This is a genomic window from Sinorhizobium glycinis, assembly GCF_001651865.1.
In the GTDB taxonomy this organism is placed as follows: domain Bacteria; phylum Pseudomonadota; class Alphaproteobacteria; order Rhizobiales; family Rhizobiaceae; genus Sinorhizobium; species Sinorhizobium glycinis.
The window spans coordinates 814126-828495 of sequence record NZ_LPUX01000053.1 but is presented as its reverse complement, the minus strand read 5'-3'; the positions used below and the strand labels follow the sequence as shown (position 1 = coordinate 828495).

The 14370-nt window shown below is 62.1% G+C and carries 17 protein-coding genes; 15 read left to right on the top strand and 2 right to left on the bottom strand.

Annotated features, from left to right (window positions below; all coding sequences use genetic code 11):
* Positions 1-14: 14 nt before the first annotated feature.
* The 12 genes from flgK to AU381_RS08755 all read left to right on the top strand — a co-directional run bounded on the left by flgK (position 15) and on the right by AU381_RS08755 (position 9237).
* Positions 15-1445: a flagellar hook-associated protein FlgK gene (gene flgK, locus AU381_RS08810; RefSeq protein WP_064241349.1), complete on the top strand. Its 1431-nt coding sequence runs from the start codon at positions 15-17 to the stop codon at positions 1443-1445.
* Between the two features lie 2 nt (positions 1446-1447).
* Positions 1448-2500: a flagellar hook-associated family protein gene (locus AU381_RS08805; RefSeq protein WP_064241348.1), complete on the top strand. Its 1053-nt coding sequence runs from the start codon at positions 1448-1450 to the stop codon at positions 2498-2500.
* Between the two features lie 37 nt (positions 2501-2537).
* Positions 2538-2885, top strand: a complete 348-nt coding sequence (gene flaF, locus AU381_RS08800) for a flagellar biosynthesis regulator FlaF (protein WP_064241347.1) — start codon at positions 2538-2540, stop codon at positions 2883-2885.
* Positions 2882-3331: a flagellar biosynthesis repressor FlbT gene (gene flbT / locus AU381_RS08795; RefSeq protein ID WP_012706881.1), complete on the top strand. Its 450-nt coding sequence runs from the start codon at positions 2882-2884 to the stop codon at positions 3329-3331. The genes flaF and flbT overlap by 4 nt, the downstream gene beginning before the upstream one ends.
* Positions 3322-3759: a flagellar hook assembly protein FlgD gene (gene flgD / locus AU381_RS08790; RefSeq protein WP_064241346.1), complete on the top strand. Its 438-nt coding sequence runs from the start codon at positions 3322-3324 to the stop codon at positions 3757-3759. Before flbT ends, flgD begins: the two co-directional genes overlap by 10 nt.
* A gap of 189 nt (positions 3760-3948) precedes the next feature.
* Positions 3949-4215: a flagellar biosynthesis protein FliQ gene (gene fliQ, locus AU381_RS08785; protein WP_012706883.1), complete on the top strand. Its 267-nt coding sequence runs from the start codon at positions 3949-3951 to the stop codon at positions 4213-4215.
* A gap of 111 nt (positions 4216-4326) precedes the next feature.
* Positions 4327-6414 (top strand): flagellar biosynthesis protein FlhA, encoded by a 2088-nt coding sequence (flhA, locus tag AU381_RS08780; protein ID WP_064241345.1) that lies wholly within the window; start codon positions 4327-4329, stop codon positions 6412-6414.
* Positions 6411-7163: a flagellar biosynthetic protein FliR gene (gene fliR / locus AU381_RS08775; RefSeq protein WP_064241344.1), complete on the top strand. Its 753-nt coding sequence runs from the start codon at positions 6411-6413 to the stop codon at positions 7161-7163. The genes flhA and fliR overlap by 4 nt, the downstream gene beginning before the upstream one ends.
* A 12-nt stretch (positions 7164-7175) precedes the next feature.
* On the top strand, positions 7176-7589 hold the full coding sequence (locus tag AU381_RS08770; RefSeq protein ID WP_064241343.1) for a hypothetical protein: 414 nt from the start codon (positions 7176-7178) through the stop codon (positions 7587-7589).
* Between the two features lie 100 nt (positions 7590-7689).
* Entirely contained in the window at positions 7690-8235 is a 546-nt protein-coding gene (locus tag AU381_RS08765) for a rod-binding protein (protein WP_064241342.1), read from the top strand.
* Positions 8236-8302: 67 nt separating this feature from the next.
* Complete coding sequence (locus tag AU381_RS08760; RefSeq protein ID WP_064241341.1) at positions 8303-8671, top strand: hypothetical protein; 369 nt, start codon at positions 8303-8305, stop codon at positions 8669-8671.
* Positions 8671-9237, top strand: coding sequence for a hypothetical protein (locus tag AU381_RS08755; protein WP_064241340.1), 567 nt, complete (start codon positions 8671-8673; stop codon positions 9235-9237). Before AU381_RS08760 ends, AU381_RS08755 begins: the two co-directional genes overlap by 1 nt.
* 104 nt (positions 9238-9341) lie before the next feature.
* Here AU381_RS08755 and AU381_RS08750 read toward each other — a convergent pair whose 3' ends face one another.
* Positions 9342-10322, bottom strand: coding sequence for a glycosyltransferase family 2 protein (locus AU381_RS08750; protein ID WP_064241339.1), 981 nt, complete (start codon positions 10320-10322; stop codon positions 9342-9344).
* Positions 10323-10697: 375 nt separating this feature from the next.
* Between AU381_RS08750 and folD the strand changes: the two genes are divergently transcribed.
* Positions 10698-11597, top strand: a complete 900-nt coding sequence (gene folD, locus AU381_RS08745) for a bifunctional methylenetetrahydrofolate dehydrogenase/methenyltetrahydrofolate cyclohydrolase FolD (protein WP_064241338.1) — start codon at positions 10698-10700, stop codon at positions 11595-11597.
* A 17-nt stretch (positions 11598-11614) separates the two neighbouring features.
* On the opposite strand, the gene AU381_RS08740 is transcribed toward folD, so the two are convergent.
* Positions 11615-12646: a substrate-binding domain-containing protein gene (locus AU381_RS08740; protein WP_064241337.1), complete on the bottom strand. Its 1032-nt coding sequence runs from the start codon at positions 12644-12646 to the stop codon at positions 11615-11617.
* Here AU381_RS08740 and AU381_RS29610 point away from each other — a divergent pair.
* Complete coding sequence (locus tag AU381_RS29610) at positions 12645-12830, top strand: hypothetical protein (RefSeq protein ID WP_156528562.1); 186 nt, start codon at positions 12645-12647, stop codon at positions 12828-12830. The genes AU381_RS08740 and AU381_RS29610 overlap by 2 nt on opposite strands.
* A gap of 111 nt (positions 12831-12941) precedes the next feature.
* The gene (locus tag AU381_RS08735) at positions 12942-14300 is read left to right on the top strand and encodes an ABC transporter substrate-binding protein (protein WP_064241336.1); all 1359 of its coding nucleotides are present in this window, start codon (positions 12942-12944) and stop codon (positions 14298-14300) included.
* The last annotated feature ends 70 nt before the right edge of the window (positions 14301-14370 follow it).

Here is a 14370-nt window from a genome sequence, read left to right as displayed (position 1 = left end):
AAGACGGTCCCAGCATGTCGTTGTCCTCGGCCATCGCAATTGCGCAATCAGTATTCAGCACCACCGCCTCGCAAACGGCGACGGTGTCGAAGAACGTCGCCAATGCGAGCAACGCGGATTACTCGCGCCGCATGGCCATGCTGGGAACCACGCCCGATGGTGCCCAGGTCGTCTCGATCTACCGGGCGCAGAACGAGGCCCTGCTCAAGCAGAACCTCGCAAGCATCTCGCAGTCCTCCGCGCAGGGCAGCCTGCTTTCCGGACTGGAGCTCTTGAAATCGGCGCTCGGCGGCAACGACTACGAGACGGCGCCGTCGACCTACCTCTCCGCTTTCCGTGACAGCCTGCAGACCTTCGCCTCGACCCCGGGCAACTCGACGATCGCGGCAACCGTGGTCGCGGATGCGTCGGACCTTGCCAACTCGATCAGCACTACGGCGACCGCGGTGCAGGAGCTGCGCCGCGACACCGACAAGGAAATTGCCGAAGAGGTCGACAATCTGAACGCGCTGCTCGCCAGCTTCGAGACGGCGAACAATGCCGTCAAGCAAGCGACGGCGTCGGGCGCGGACGCCACGGCGGCGCTCGACGAACGCGACAAGCTTTTGAAGCAGATATCCGAGCTCGTCGGCATCTCCACCGTCACGAGGGCCGACAACGATACCGTCATCTACACCTCGGACGGCACTGTCCTCTTCGAGACGCAGGCCCGGCAGGTGACGTTCACGGCAACCCCGGCCTTTGATGCAACCACGACCGGCAACGCCATCTTCGTCGATGGCGTGTCGCTTTCGGCCGGCACCGGCGCGGACACCACCGCGCAGGGCAAGCTTGCGAGCCTCCTCCAGCTCCGTGACGACATCGCTCCGACATTCCAGTCGCAGCTCGACGAGATGGCCCGCGGCCTGGTCGACCTCTTTCAGGAGAACGGCGCCCCCGGCCTCTTCACCTGGGCGGGTGGAACGGTTCCCGCGGTCGGGACGATCGAGCCTGGCATCGCGGCGAGCCTGACTGTCAATGCCGCCGCGCAAGCCGATCCGTTCCTGCTCCGCGACGGCGGCTTCAACGGCCTTGTCTCCAACCCGGGCGGCGCCACCGATCCGAATTCCGGCTACACCGATCTCCTCGACGGTTTCATCACCGCCATGGACGGCGACATGGATTTCGATGCTGCGGCGGGGCTCGACAGCACCAGTTCGGTCATGGAATTCGCCGCCTCGTCGATCGGCTGGTTCGAGCAGATCCGCAGCGCCGCCTCGACGGCCGACGACAACAAGACGGCTCTGTTGGCGCGGACGGAGGAGGCCCTGGGCAATGTCACCGGAGTCAGCATCGATGAAGAGCTGTCGCTGCTGCTCGATCTCGAACAGTCCTACAAGGCGTCTGCAAAGTTGATCAGTACCGTGGACGCCATGATGGCGTCCCTTCTGGAAGCCGTGAGGTAATCATGAAGACATCCTTCGTTTCTAACCTGGCGGTGCAGAATGCCATGCGCCTGACCATTCAGCAGGGCCAGGAGGAACTGCTGAAGCTTCAGACGGAGGTCTCGACCGGCCGGCACGCGGATGTCGGCCTCGAGCTTGGTTCCTCCACCGCGCGTTCGGTCAATCTGCAGCGCGAACTGGCGCGATTGGAAACCCTGGTCGACACGAACTCCGTCGTCACGCAGAGGCTTGCGTCCTCCCAGGAAGCCCTCGGAACGATGGCGGAGGCGGCGGAGCAGGTCCGCAATACGCTCGTAACCTTCAAGGGCAATGATTCCGTCGACCAGTTGTCGGTCCAGAAGACCGAGATCGAAAGCGCAATGTCGCTTTTCACCGCGTCAGCGAACACGTCCTTCAACGGCGAGTTCCTCTTCGCCGGCATCAACACCGATGTGAAGCCTTTCGAGGACTATGCGGCGACTGGTTCGGCCGCGAAGACCACCTTCGACAATGCGCTGGCGACCTACATGTCGGCGAACGGCATCGCTTCCATGAGCGACTTCACCGCGGCGCAGATGGAAGACTTCATCACAAACACGCTGGAGCCGCTCTACACGGACGACGCGCAGTGGGCCGCCGATTGGTCCGCGGCCTCGAGCCAGAACATGACGAGCCGCATCAGCACGTCCGAAGTCGTGCAGAGCTCGACCAACGCGACGACCAGTGGTTTCCGGATGTTCGCTCTGGCCAGCGTCATCTCCTCGGAACTGATGGACGAGGACATCGGATCGGACGTGCGTGCCTATGTCGGCGAGGCGGCCCTCGGCTATGTCGAGCAGGCGATCACCGGACTGACGGCCGAACGCAGCACGCTCGGCATTTCCGAGGCGCGGGTGGAGAAGGCGAACACCTCGCTCGAGGTTCAGATCAAGCTCATCAACACGCATATCACCGATCTCGAGGGCGTCGACACCTATGATGCGTCGACCCGGATGAACACGCTGCTGACGCAGATGGAGACATCCTACACCCTCACCGGACGGATCCAGCAGTTGAGTTTGATAGATTTCCTCTGATGACAAGAGGACAAGGACAAGCATGAAGGATGTCTGAATGTATCAGTTTGCATACGCCGAGATCATGGAGGAAGGCGTAGCCATTTCCAAGGATCGCGAGTGGCAAGTCCTTAATCGCTCGATCGCGCTCCTGGAAGCGGCAAGGCAGCAGAAGGGATACTCAAGAGAAGCGATCGAGGCCATCTACTACACCCGACGTGTCTGGATACGCTTCATCGAGGACCTGCGCGCCCCGGATAACCAGCTCAATGAGGAGTTGCGTGCCAATCTGATCTCGATCGGGATCTGGATACTGAACGAGACGGAGAAGATCCGCAAACGCGACTCCTCCAACTTCCAGGGCATAATTGACATTACCACCATCATCAGGGATGGACTGAAATGAAGAGCACACTGCGTATCTCGCTGAAATCGGGCGAACGGATCTTTGTAAACGGCGCGGTGCTCCGCGTTGACCGCAAGGTTGCCGTCGAATTCCTCAACGACGTCACCTTCCTCCTGGAAAACCACGTCCTGCAGCCGGAAGACGCCACGACGCCGTTGCGGCAGCTCTATTTCATCGCCCAGATGATCCTGATCAATCCGGAAGGCGCCGAGCAATCGACCGCCATGTTCCGCAAGTCGATCGTCATGCTGCTTGCCTGCTTCAAGAATGAAGAGGTGCTGGCGGAGCTGAAGCGCATCGACGGACTGGTCACACAGGGCCGCGCCTTCGAGGCGCTGAAGGCGATCCGCGGCCTGTACCCCATCGAGGAGCGTATCCTGAACAATCAGGAAATCACGCCGGCCACCATTGACCAGATTCGCAAGGAGATCGCGCCATGGCGGTAAGCGCTGTGTCGTCGAGCGCATCGACGAGCACGACATCGACGACGTCGACCAGCAGTACGGACGCGGCTGACGCGACACTGAATTATCAAAGCTTCCTGAAACTGCTGATCGCGCAGATGCAAAATCAGGATCCGACCGATCCGATGGATGCAACCGAGCAGATTTCGCAGCTGGCGACCTTCTCGCAGGTCGAACAATCGATCAAGACGAACAGCAATCTGGAGAGCCTGCTGGCGAGCGAAAGCCTGACGCAGGCGTCGACCTATATAGGCAAGACGATCACGAGCAGCGACGGCAAGACGAGCGGCGTCGTCGCCGAGGTCGAGGTTACCTCGGATGGCGTGACCGCGATCACGACCAGCGGCAAGGAGATCACGATCGAGACCGGGATCACGGTGTCGACGACCTCGTCCGATTCAGAAACGTGATTCTGTCCGGTTGGGAGCGGGCAGGGGCGGAAATCGCACATCCCTTTCGTCACCCCGCTCCAGGCCAGACTGGGGCCGCGTGCAGGGCCCTTGCTTGACGAGCGCCGGTGATTGTTGAGAATCTCTGACGAATCACCCCTGAAAATTTGGCCGCTGCTTTCGAGCGCGACGGGATAGGACCGAACCGGAATGAATGAGGCGGACGCTCTCGACATCGTGCAGGCCGCGATCTGGACCGTGATCGTCGCCTCGGGTCCAGCCGTGCTGGCCGCCATGGTGGTCGGCGTCGTCATCGCCTTCATTCAGGCGCTGACCCAGGTCCAGGAAATGACGCTGACCTTTGTGCCGAAGATACTGGCGGTGATGGTTACCGCGGCGATCTCTGCGCCGTTCGTCGGCGCGCAGATCTCCATCTTCACCGATATAATCTTTTCCAGAATCCAGTCCGGCTTCTGAGGTTTTCCCCGATACCACCTTCGCGCAAGCTTGGGTCTCTAGATCTGCCGTCATAGACTGGGCAGCCTCTCGCAGCGCGCTGCCCGCCTCTCATGAAGAGACGGAAGAGACATGGCACAACAGGCGACGCTGACCATCCCGAAACTCGCACCGAAGAGCCGGGATATCGGCTTCGCGCTCGGGATCGTGATGATCCTGTCGATCCTGTTCTTGCCCATCCCGCCGCTCCTCATCGATTTCGGGCTGGCCTTCTCCATCGCCTTTTCGGTGCTGATCCTGATGGTCGCGCTCTGGATCCAGCGGCCGCTCGAATTCTCGTCCTTTCCGACGATCCTCCTGATATCGACGATGACCCGCCTGGCGCTGAACATCGCCACGACGCGCGTCATTCTGTCCCACGGCCATGAGGGACATGGCGCCGCCGGCGGCGTCATCTCGGGCTTTGCGAGCCTCGTGATGTCCGGCGACTTCGTCATCGGTCTGATCGTCTTCCTGATCCTCATCACGGTGAATTTCATCGTCATCACCAAGGGCGCGACGCGTATCGCCGAGGTTGGCGCCCGCTTCACCCTCGATGCGATCCCCGGCAAGCAGATGTCGATCGACGCCGATCTCTCGGCCGGCCTGATCGACGAGAAGCAGGCGCAGCACCGCCGGCGCGAACTGGAGGAGGAAAGCTCCTTCTACGGCGCCATGGACGGTGCCTCGAAATTCGTGCGGGGCGACGCGATCGCCGGCCTGATCATCACGGCGATCAACGTCTTCGGCGGCATCATCATCGGCTATCTGCGCCACGACATGCCGATCGGCGAGGCGGCCGATGTCTTCGTCAAGCTCTCGGTCGGCGACGGCCTCGTCTCGCAGATCCCGGCGCTGATCGTTTCGCTCGCCGCCGGCCTTCTCGTGTCGCGCGGCGGCACCGCCGGCTCGACCGACCAGGCCGTCGTCGGCCAGTTGAGCGGCTACCCGCGTGCGCTGACGGTGGCGGCCGGCCTCATCGTCCTCCTCTCCGTCATGCCGGGCCTGCCCTTCCTGCCTTTCGCCATGCTCGGCGGCGGCATGGCCTTCCTGGGTTGGTTCATCCCCAAGCAGATCGAAGCCGCCAATGCCGAGAAGCGCGCCGAGGAAGCTGAGAAGGCGCAGCAGACGAAGGACAGCGACAAGGATTCCGTCAAATCGGTGCTGAAAACGGCGGAGATCGAGCTGCTGGTCGGCAAGCAGGTCTCGACCCGGCTGCTCGGCGCGCACCAGGAACTCGCCTTCCGGGTCGGCAAGATGCGCCGCAAGTTCGCCCTGCAATACGGCCTGGTCGTTCCGGAGATCAAGGTTTCAGACGACATCACCATTCCGGACAAGGCCTACCATATCCGCATTCATGGCACGACGGTCGCCTCCAATACCGTGCGAGTCGGCGAAGTGCTGGTCGTTACCGGCGGCGGCCGCCGGCCGAGCGTGCCCGGCGACGAAATCCGCGAGCCCGCCTTCGGCATGCCTGCGCTTTCCATTCTGGAGACCTTCACGGAAGATCTGAAGCGCGAAGGCTTCCACCCGATCGACAACGTCTCGGTCGTGCTCACGCACTTAAGCGAAGTGATCCGCAACAACCTGCCGCAGCTTCTCTCCTACAAGGACGTGAAGGTGCTGATCGAGCGCCTCGATCCGGAATACCGCAAGCTCGCCGACGAAATCTGCACCTCGCACATGTCCTATTCCGGCCTGCAGGCGGTCCTCAAACTGCTGCTCGCCGAGCGCGTTTCGATCCGCAACCTGCATCTCATTCTCGAAGCGGTGGCGGAATTGGCGCCGCATGTCCGCAAGACCGAACAGATCGTCGAGCACGTGCGCGTGCGCATGTCGCAGCAGCTCTGCGGCGATCTAGCCGAAAACGGCGTGCTCCGCGTCCTGAGGCTCGGCAACAGGTGGGACATGGTGTTCCACCAGGCGCTGAAGCGCGACGCCAAGGGAGAGATCGTCGAGTTCGACATCGACCCGCGCCAGCTCGAAGAGTTCAGCGAGCAGGCGACGAAGGTAATCCGTGAACATCTCGACCGCGGCGTGCCCTTCGTGCTGGTAAGTTCGCCCGAATCCCGCTCATATGTGCGCATGATCATCGAACGCCTCTTCGCCACGCTGCCCGTGCTCTCCCATGTCGAGCTCGCCAAGGGCCTGGAAATCAAGATCATCGGCGCGATTTCATGATAACCGATCCCGAGGGCACGGTGCTGGCGCTGTTCGCGGCATTCTGCCGGATCGGCGGCTGCATCATGATCATGCCGGGATTTTCGACGGCGCGCGTTCCGATGCAGGTGCGGCTGTTCATCGCGGTCGCGCTTTCCATGGCCATCCTGCCGATCATGTGGACGGACATTTATCCTGAGGTCGCGGGCAAGGGTCACACCTACATCTATCTCATCGCGACCGAGAGCGTCATCGGTGCCGTCATCGGCCTCGTGGCGCGCTATTACGTCCTCGGACTGCAATTCGCCGGGACGGCGATGACAATGCTGATCGGCTTCAACCCGCCGCCGGCGACCGACGTGCTCGAAGAAACGGCAGAAAACCAGCTCACCAGCATGATCAGCTTCGCCGGCTTGATGCTTCTCTTCATGCTCGACTTCCACCACGTGATCTTCGAGGCGATCGCGCAGTCCTATCGCGTGATGCCGATCGGCATCGGCTTCGATCCGCAGGGCATGCTGATAACGCTGTCGAACTCGCTCGGGCAGACCTTTCTGATCATGCTGCGCCTTGCGAGTCCCTTCGTCATCTACGGCCTGCTTTTCAACGTGGCGATCGGCATGGTGAACAAGCTTGCTCCGCAGGTTCCGGTCTATTTCATCTCCCAGCCCTATCTCATCATGGGCGGCCTGTTCCTGCTCTATCTCGGCATAGCGGCGATGCTTCGCCTGTTCGCCGATGGCTTCGCGCCTGTGATGCAGGGTGGTTAGCAGGGAAGGGTTATGAAAGCGCGATCGGAAAAACTGAAGCGGCTGGTCGACGTGCAACGGCATCTCGAGCGGATGGCCGAAAGCGAGCTTGCCGAGACGACCCGCCAGCGTGGCGTGCTGGCCGAGACCATAGATGTCGTCGTCGATGCCATGGGCTCGGCGCACCCCATGCACCGCGCCTTCTCCGGCCACTATGCCTCCCAGCTCGGGCGGCTGGTGCAGAAGGACCAGATGCTGCTCGGCATCCAGCAGGTCCACGAGGCGCGCATGCTGAAGGAGCGCGCCAAGGGCGATCGGCTGGAGGAAAGCATGAAGGAGGCGCGCATGACGGAAGACCGCGAGGCGGACGACAATCAGGTGCTCGACCTCATCGATCAGCATGTCGCCGGCTACGCGCCAGCTTCCGGTAAGGTTGAGCGGCGATAGTGCGTTATCCGGACGGGCCGTCGAAACAGCCCTCCGGTTCGTACTGATTGCGCTGCCCCGTGTGACTAGACGCCGGGCAGCCGTCTTGAGAGGACCTGACATGGCTATTTCCCCGCCCAGCGATCTGGTGCTGGACGTCGTCCGCGCCGCCGATCCGGCGGAAGTTCAGGAGGCGCAGGCACGGCTTAAGGCCAATCGCGCCGCCTTGCAGGCCACGAACCTTGCGGAAAACGGCAATGGCTTCGCCGCAGCGGTTTCTGTGCTGAATTCCTCGGAAGGATCGACGGGTCTCGGCGACATCAGCAATCGGGTCGAGCCGAAGAAGGTGCCGGAGACCTACCGCAAGTTCGAGGCGATGGTGCTGCAGAATTTCGTCAAGTCGATGCTGCCGAACGAAAGCGAGAATGTGTTCGGCAAGGGCACGTCCGGCGAGGTCTGGAAAGGCATGATGGCAGAGCAGATTGCCAACGTGCTTGCCGACGGCGGCGGCATCGGCATAGCCGACCGGATGGTCGGCAGCGACAAGGCCGATCGCGCCAACGCGCGGCTTGATGACAATACCAGCAACCTCGCTGCCGGCATGGTTCACGAAATCGAGCGTAAAGCCGGATTCCTGACCGCCGACGAGAAGAAGAACGAGGCATAGTTTTGGTCGGGACGGTTCGCGCCTCTGTTCGAGCCCTTTCCTAAACGCATAATTCGGGAGTTGATTTATGGAAGCTGTGGCATCCCACGATCTGCGGATACAGAACGTTCTCGGCCGGTTGGAGATGATCATCGACAACGAGAACAGCCGCATCGGCGTGGACCCAAAATTCGACATCAAGACGTCGAACGCGCACAAGAGCCGCTGCCTCTACGAGCTGACGATGCTGCATCGAGCCGCCGCGCCCGGCGAAATCTCGCCGTCCTTCACTTCGCAGACGCGCCACCTCAGGCAGAAGCTCAAGCTCAACGCCCAGAAGGTCGAAGCGCATCTCGAGGCCGTTCGTTCGGTCGTCGAGCTTCTGAAGACCGCCGCACAGGATGCGGACGCGGACGGCATCTACACCGAAGCGCAATTCCGTTATAGCGATTTCTGATGCTGAAGCTCGTTCTCACCGGAGTCTGGGTCTGCGCGGTGACGCTCGGATCCGTCTATTTCTCGATGCAGCACGCCTCGGCGCCGGCTCTCTCCGACGCGGAGGCTGACAGGCGCGCATCGGAGGAATACGTGCCGGGAGAGATCATTACCGTCCCGGTGATCGAGGATGGGGCGGTCCAGGGCTACTTCCTGGCGAAATTGTCCTTCTCGGCGACGCGCGAAGGGATCGCGAAGCTGCACGCGCCGCTTCGCCAGGTCGTTACCGACGAGCTCTATGACATGCTCGTCGGCTCGCGCTTCGTCGATGTCGCTGACACCGGCACCTTCGACCTGCCGAGCTTCAAGGTCGCGGTCAAGGACGGCCTGAACAAGAAACTCGGCAGCGAGGTGATCACCGAAGTCCTGGTCGAACAGCTAGAATATCTGGGCAAGGACGACGTAAAACGCGCGGCCAACGGCGAGAACAGGCCCTACAAGGAGCCGGTCCCCGTGGCCGATAAAAATGGCAAGGTCGCTTCCGACAAGATCCCCGAAGGTGGCGTGAAGGCGACGAGCGGCCACTGAAACGCGTCGTTCAAACGCATTCACGCCGCGCGCTTCACTTTCTGTTCCTATGTCGTTACCCCAAAACCGCTGCACACTTTGGGAAGGGGCGTTCTCACCTCTCCTCAGGAGCGGGGGTACTGTTCGTCAGAAAAACCTATCTTCGCCGTCAGCCGGCCGACCGCCACATGGAAGTGGTAGAGGCTTGCCGTGGCAAGCCCGGTTTGTGCCCATAGCCTGAGGCCGCGCGGCAGGGACGTTGCGAGCAGCGCGATCGATTTGCCGAGCGTTCGCAAGCGGCCCGCGAAGGTCGCGTCGCGCTGATGCTCCAGCAGTGTCGCGATCGCGCCCTGTTCGAGGCTGCGGGCGCGGATCCAGGACGCCGCCGTGTGATCTGGCGGAACTGTTTCCGCTACCCATGCCTCCGCTGCCCAGGCAAACGAGAATCCCTTCGCCCTGCAGCGATTGAAGAAATCCCCGTCGCCGACCCCGACGAAATTCAGGGCGGGGTTAAGGAACGGCCGCGGCATTGCATCAAGCACCGCTCGTGTGATGAGGACGTTGCCGGCGGAATAAAGCCGCGGCACCGACCCGGTCGCTTCGTAATGGGGCGAGAAGATCGGATGATGCTTCCATTTCTGTCCATCCAGATCCTTGAAGACAGGAAGCTGCGGGCCGCCGACTATGTCGGCCGCGTGACCCTCCTGAACGGCAACAAGGCAATCGAGCCATTCGGGAGCGGCAACCGCATCATCGTAGATCATGGTGACGGCGCGCAGGTTCGGATAGAGTTCAAGAGCAGTCGCCCAACCGGCATTACAGGCATGGCTGTGTCCCCGCCGGTGGGCGACGATAACGGTCGAATCGGACCGGTGTTCGAGAAAGAAGCGCTTTGCCGCTTCCGCTCCGGCCAGGCCACCCGGATCGTTCTCGACCACCACGGTGGCGCAAGGAACGTCGGGACGTTGAGAAACGATGGTCTTCAACGTCTTGACGAGATGGTCCGGGCGGCGGAACGTCGGAACCACGACGACGAGTTCAATATCCGCCGCATTCTCCAGTTCGGCCTGGAAGTGGATCGAAATATCCTGACCGGTCGGTGTCATCGACGAAACCCGCGCAGCTAAAGGCAAGCAAAAAATCAAATTTCCCAAAGGAGATGCTGAATCAGAATAGGAGTCTATCACGTTCATCGCCCAAGCGTGACTGGACTCGAAATGCTCCTCGCGGAGACAGGCCCGCGTCTCCGTTGCGATCGGCCGCGGCTGGCTGCCATGCGTTCGAACTCTCAAGCCAGCCTCGCGTGACCGGCCGGTCTTTCAACGGTGCAAGGAAATGCGGCCATTGCCGGCCGAAGCGCGGGGCAATTCCCCTAGGCACTTGCATTTATGCGTTTGGAACAGCATAGGGCGCATGCAGGCCAATGCGCAATGTGGCGCCAGCTAGAGTGTGCGCGTCGAGGACATTTCGGGAGATACGCCGTGACGACTGTGATTGATGGCAAGGCCGTTGCCGCTTCGGTCATCGAAACCGTGAAATCCGCCACCAGGACGCTGGAGACGGAAGCAGGCGTTCGGGCCGGGCTCGCGGTGGTCATCGTCGGCGAGGATCCGGCAAGCCATGCCTATGTGTCGGCGAAAAGCCGGATGGCCAAGGAATGCGGTTTCCTCTCGGTCCAGCATACGCTGCCTAAGGAGACATCGCAGGAGGAACTGGCGGCGCTGGTGGCGGAGCTCAATGCCGATCCGTCCATCCACGGCATCCTCGTCCAGTTGCCTTTGCCGAAACATCTTCAATCGGAGCCGATCATCCAATCGATCCTGCCTGAGAAGGATGTCGACGGCTTGCATGTCGTCAACGCCGGCAAGGTCGCCACCGGCGATCTCGACGGCGGGCTCGTCTCCTGTACCCCGGCCGGCGCCATGGTCTTCGTCCGCCGCACCCATGGCGACGACCTTTCCGGGCTGAACGCCGTGGTCATCGGCCGCTCCAATCTGTTCGGCAAGCCGATGTCGGCGCTGCTGCTCGCCGCCAATGCGACGGTCACGACGGCGCATTCGCGCACCAAGGATCTGCCGGCCGTGTGCCGCAACGCCGATATCCTGGTGGCGGCCGTGGGCCGGGCGGAAATGGTCAAGGCGGACTGGGTCAAGCCCGGTGCGCTGGTCATCGATGTCGGTATCAACCGCGTTCCTGCGCCGGAGCGCGGCGAGGGCAAGACGAAACTGGTCGGCGACGTCGCCTTCGAGGAATGCGCCAGGGTTGCAAGCGTCATCACGCCGGTGCCGGGGGGCGTCGGGCCGATGACGATCGCCATGCTGATGGCGAACACGATCATCGCCGCCTATCGCAAGGCCGGTCGCAAGCCCCCGAAGTTCTGACATAGAAGTTCGGACACCTACCGCCCCGGCGCGGGACCGGTTGAAGCGCGCACGATCAGTTCGGCGCGCCAGAGCTCCTGTTCCGGATAGTCGCCGCGGCCGATTATCCCGCCGATCAGCCGCGTCGCGATGCGCGCCCCTGCTGCCCGCAACGAGGAGCGCGTGGTCGTCAGCGGCACGCTGAAGTTCTCGGGCTTCAGCATCGGCAGGACGTCGTCATGGGCGATGACCGAGATGTCGCTGCCGATGGCGAGCCCCGCGCGGTTGATGGCGCGCACCGCTCCGAGCGCCAGAACCGTACTGGAGCAAAGAACCGCTGTGGGCGGGTTAGGCCGCTCAAGAAAGTGCTGCATGCTTCGATAGCCGTATTCGTCCGCCATCACCGAATGATGGACGAGCTCCTCGTCGACGCCAAGGCCCCACTCCTCGAGCGCCCGCGTCACTCCCTTTTTCCGACGAATGGAAAAGGCGAGGTAGTCCGGCCCGTTGATCAGCGCGATCCGGTGATGGCCGAGCTGCAGAAGCAGCTTGGTCGCGTCGTAGAATGCCTGCGTATTGTCGATGTCCAGGAACGGATAGTCCCGTGGGCCCCCGATCGACCGGCCGTGGACGACGAAGGGGATCGAGAGCGCCTTCAGCATGGGAATGCGCGGGTCGTTGGGGCGCATATAGGCCAGGAAGAGCGCATCGACATTGCCGCTTGCCGCAAGCCGCCGAAACGTCGCCTCCTCGTCGTCCGGCGCGCTCGGGTTGAGCACGAAATGGAAGTCGTGCTTTACCGACTCCTCTGCGAGGCCCGCGAGAAACTCGCCGAAATGGATGTCCGAATCGATCCCGGGCGCGATCGGCATGACGAGCCCGATCGAATAGGCCTTTCCCGTTGCCAGCCGCTGGGCGGCACGATTGGGCCGGTAGCCGGTCTCGCGCACCGCCTGCAGAACCCTTTGCCGTGTTTCCGCGTTGACTTCCGGGTAGCCGTTGAGTGCGCGGCTGACGGTCGTTTGCGAGAGGCCGAGGATCTCCGCCAGCTGCTTTAGATTGACTGCCATGGCCGATTTCCTCTCAAAGCGCTTTGGATATCCACTCTATTTTTCGTTCTTTTGGCAAGCGCTAACTTGTCCTGATACCACCCGCGTCGCGCGGGAAAAAGCAGGAAACCGTCGTTTTGCGCCGCAAATGCTTGCTGCAAAGCAATATATGGAGTGCAGCGAGCTTCCAGAGGAAAGCTCTTGACTCTTTCCCGGCGGCAATGGAGTGTTAGCAAACTCAAAGCGCTTTGAATGTGCGCCTTGACGATCCACCCGCGGCGCAACGCCCGGGTTTCTTTTTGGGGAGGACCAGGACGTGAAGAGACCATTGCTGATTGGCGTTGCTGCGCTCGCTCTGCTTGCAGGGGCGGCCAGCGCTGCCGACCTGAAGTTCAAGCCGGGCGAGGATTCGAAGTTCAACTGGGGAAGCTTCGAGGAGTTCAAGAAGGGGCACGACCTGAAAGGCCAGACGCTGACGATCTTCGGTCCCTGGCGCGGCGAGGACGAGGTTCTGTTCAAGAGCGTTTTTGCCTATTTCGTCGAGGCGACTGGGGTTGAGGTCAAGTATTCCTCCTCGGAGAACTACGAACAGCAGATCGTCATCGACACGCAGGCCGGCAGCCCGCCCGATGTCGCGATCCTTCCGCAGCCGGGCCTGATCGCCGACCTCGCCGCGAAGGGGCTCCTGACGCCGCTCGGCGACGAAACCAAGCAATGGCTGCTCGACAACTATGCCGCCGGTCAGTCCTGGGTGGACCTCTCCACCTATAACGGCAAGGACGGCACCGCGGCGCTCTACGCCTTCCCCTACAAGATCGACGTCAAGTCGCTCGTCTGGTACGTGCCGGAAAACTTCGAGGACGCCGGCTACGAAGTGCCGAAGACCATGGAAGAGCTGAAGGCGCTGACCGAGAAGATCGCCGCCGATGGCGAGAAGCCCTGGTGCATCGGCCTCGGCTCGGGCGGTGCCACCGGCTGGCCGGCGACGGACTGGGTCGAAGACCTGATGCTGCGCACGCAGTCGCCCGAGGTCTATGACAAGTGGGTCAAGAACGAAATTCCCTTCACGGATCCGGCAGTGACCGGGGCGCTCGACGAGTTCGGCTGGTTCGCACGGAACGACAAGTTCGTCGATGGCGGCGCGGCAGCCGTCGCCTCCACCGATTTCCGCGACAGCCCGAAGGGTCTCTTCGCCTCGCCGCCGAAGTGCTATCTGCACCACCAGGCTTCCTTCATCCCGTCCTTCTTCCCGGAAGGCACGGTGGTCGGCGAGGATGCCGACTTCTTCTACATGCCGCCCTATGAGAGCAAGAAGGAACTCGGCAACCCGGTGCTCGGCGCGGGCACGCTTGCGATGATCACCAAGGATACGCCGGCCGCGCGCGCCTTCATCGAGTTCCTGAAAACGCCGATCGCGCACGAGGTCTGGATGGCGCAGACGAGCTTCCTGACGCCCTACAAGAGCGTCAATGTCGACGTCTACGGCAACCCGCCGCTGAAAAAGCAGGGCGAGATCCTGCTCAACGCCACGACCTTCCGCTTCGACGGTTCCGACCTGATGCCGGGCAAGATCGGTGCCGGCGCCATGTGGACCGGCATGGTCGATTTCGTCGGCGGCAAGTCCTCGGCCGACGTCGCTGCCGACGTGCAGAAGGCCTGGGACGCGATCAAGTAATCTGGACCGGCGGGCGGCATCGCCGTCCGCCGCCAATCGGACCGGTGCGCGAGAGCGGGCAATTCCAACA

Bases quoted from the DNA above. Each gene is read 5' to 3' on its own strand.
- flgK (WP_064241349.1), top strand. From the start codon at position 15: ATGTCGTTGTCCTCGGCCATCGCAATTGCGCAATCAGTATTCAGCACC.
- AU381_RS08805 (WP_064241348.1), top strand. From the start codon at position 1,448: ATGAAGACATCCTTCGTTTCTAACCTGGCGGTGCAGAATGCCATGCGC.
- flaF (WP_064241347.1), top strand. From the start codon at position 2,538: ATGTATCAGTTTGCATACGCCGAGATCATGGAGGAAGGCGTAGCCATT.
- flbT (WP_012706881.1), top strand. From the start codon at position 2,882: ATGAAGAGCACACTGCGTATCTCGCTGAAATCGGGCGAACGGATCTTT.
- flgD (WP_064241346.1), top strand. From the start codon at position 3,322: ATGGCGGTAAGCGCTGTGTCGTCGAGCGCATCGACGAGCACGACATCG.
- fliQ (WP_012706883.1), top strand. From the start codon at position 3,949: ATGAATGAGGCGGACGCTCTCGACATCGTGCAGGCCGCGATCTGGACC.
- flhA (WP_064241345.1), top strand. From the start codon at position 4,327: ATGGCACAACAGGCGACGCTGACCATCCCGAAACTCGCACCGAAGAGC.
- fliR (WP_064241344.1), top strand. From the start codon at position 6,411: ATGATAACCGATCCCGAGGGCACGGTGCTGGCGCTGTTCGCGGCATTC.
- AU381_RS08770 (WP_064241343.1), top strand. From the start codon at position 7,176: ATGAAAGCGCGATCGGAAAAACTGAAGCGGCTGGTCGACGTGCAACGG.
- AU381_RS08765 (WP_064241342.1), top strand. From the start codon at position 7,690: ATGGCTATTTCCCCGCCCAGCGATCTGGTGCTGGACGTCGTCCGCGCC.
- AU381_RS08760 (WP_064241341.1), top strand. From the start codon at position 8,303: ATGGAAGCTGTGGCATCCCACGATCTGCGGATACAGAACGTTCTCGGC.
- AU381_RS08755 (WP_064241340.1), top strand. From the start codon at position 8,671: ATGCTGAAGCTCGTTCTCACCGGAGTCTGGGTCTGCGCGGTGACGCTC.
- AU381_RS08750 (WP_064241339.1), bottom strand. From the start codon at position 10,322: ATGACACCGACCGGTCAGGATATTTCGATCCACTTCCAGGCCGAACTG.
- AU381_RS29610 (WP_156528562.1), top strand. From the start codon at position 12,645: ATGGCCGATTTCCTCTCAAAGCGCTTTGGATATCCACTCTATTTTTCG.
- AU381_RS08740 (WP_064241337.1), bottom strand. From the start codon at position 12,646: ATGGCAGTCAATCTAAAGCAGCTGGCGGAGATCCTCGGCCTCTCGCAA.